This window comes from Microbacterium sp. Bi128 (assembly GCF_918698205.1).
In genome coordinates, this window is sequence record NZ_CAKKMM010000974.1 from 1 (window position 1) to 1,947 (window position 1,947).

Consider the following 1,947-nt stretch of genomic DNA (forward strand, 5'->3'; position numbering starts at 1 on the left):
CGGCAAGGCGGTTGCTGCTGACCCGGTAGTCCAGATCGAGTTCATACCGGGTGACGCGGTAGGCATTGGTCCCGTGGCCGGGCATATAGGGGTCCGGGGCGCCGGCCTCCGGGCTCGTGGCCCGGCTGATTTCGCGGCTGATTTCCCCGCTGATGTCCCCGCGGGCGGCGGCGCCGCTGCTGCTTGGTGCGCTGGTGCTCAATGGACGGACCTTCGGTTGTGGTGCTGGTTGACGTGCGCAGGCGCCGGGCCTAACGGGGCCCTGCGGGCGGTGCCGGCCCGTCCCAGGGGCTGACCGGATTGCCCATCCAGTACGTCCCGGCAGTGACGGTTTCGCCCCGCATGACGAGGGATGCCGGCCCCACCGTGCCGCCGCTGCCGATCCTGGCCTGCGGCAGGATGACGCCGTGCGGGCCCATGGTGGCTCCGTCATCGAGCGTAACAGTGTCGATGCTCATGACACGGTCATGGAACAGATGGGTCTGGACCACGCACCCGCGGTTGACGGTCGAATTCCTGCCAAGGGTGACGAGGTCCGCCTCCGGCAGCCAGTAGCTTTCGCACCAGGTCCCGGCACCGATTTTCGCGCCGAGTGCCCGCAGCCACCACACCAGAGCCGGTGTCCCCGTGGCGGCGCGCGCGAACCACGGGGCGCTGACCATCTCAATGAACGTGTCCACTACCTCGTTCCGCCAAATGAAGGAGCTCCACAGCGGGTGCTCGCCGGGGCGGATGCGGCCCACCAGCAGCCACTTGGCCACGACGGCGCTGCCCGCGGCCGTGGCCCCGGCGAGCAGGATCACCACCCCGCTCAGGAGAGCGGCGACTCCGTAGTTGAACAGGGCCGCCATCGCGTCGAACGCGAGCATGACACCGACGGCGATGACGACGGTCAGCATGACCGGGACGAACCGGCACAGCTCCCACAGGGCCCGCGCGACCTTCAGCTTCCGGGGCGGCTGGTAGGTCCGCGTGTCGTCCGAGGCGATGGCGGTGCGCCGCAGCCGCACCGGCGGGCTGCCGAGCCACGAGGTGCCGGACTTCGCCTTGGCCGGCGTCGCGGACAACACCGCCACGAGGGAGTTCTTGGGCACGCTGCGCCCGGCCGCCGTCATGCCCGAGTTGCCCAGGAAAGACCGCTTGCCGATCTTGGCCGGGGCTATGTGCATCCAGCCGCCGTCGAGTTCGTAGGACGCCACCATCGTGTCGTCGGCCAGGAACGCGCCTTCGCCCACGGTGGTCATGCGCGGGATCAGCAGCACTGTCGAGGCCTCCACGTTGCGGCCGACCTTTGCACCGAGAAGCCGCAGCCAGACCGGCGTGAAGAGGCTGGCGTAGATCGGGAACAGCAGATCCCGGGCCAGATCCAGTACCCGCTCGGTCGCCCAGACCTGCCACCCGATCCGGCTCCGGACCCGGTAGTAGCCTTCAGCGAGGCCGACGCTGAGGAGCCTCGTCGTGGCCAGGATCAGCAGCAGGTTGGTCAGGAACCATGCCAGCGCCGCCAGCGGGATCGAGAGCGCTATGCCGGGCAGGGCCGCGGGCAGGGAGGAGCTGCCCTGGATGAACGCGAAGATCACCAAGCCCGCGACGGCGGCGGAGACGTAGGGGATGAGCGCCAGCATGGCGGAGGCGGCGGCGAAACCGGCGAACCACAACCGGCCCGTCAGCCGGTGCTCGTCCGGGGAGTCCGGCCACGAGTGCCGGGCCTTGCCACGGCGCTCGGCCGGCGACCCGGCCACGAGCTGGCCCGCCTTGACCTTGCCGATCACAGCGGAACCCGGCTCCACCTGCGCCCCGGCACCCACCGTGGCTCCCGGCATCAGCGTGCTGCGGGCCCCCACGCTTGCGCCGGGGCCAATCCGGATGGCGCCGATGTGGACACGGTCGCCGTCGATCCACCAGCCGGACAGATCGACTTCGGGCTCGATATTGGACCCTGTGCCG

General features: G+C 70.1%; 1 protein-coding gene and 1 pseudogene. Both read right to left on the minus strand.

What is annotated here, in order from left to right:
* A pseudogene (locus LQV45_RS28715) lies at positions 1 to 202 on the minus strand (M1 family peptidase); the annotation flags it as partial.
* Between the two features lie 49 nt (positions 203 to 251).
* The coding region (locus LQV45_RS28720; RefSeq protein ID WP_374208320.1) for a Pls/PosA family non-ribosomal peptide synthetase at positions 252 to 1,947 on the minus strand (1,696 nt) is incomplete at its 5' end.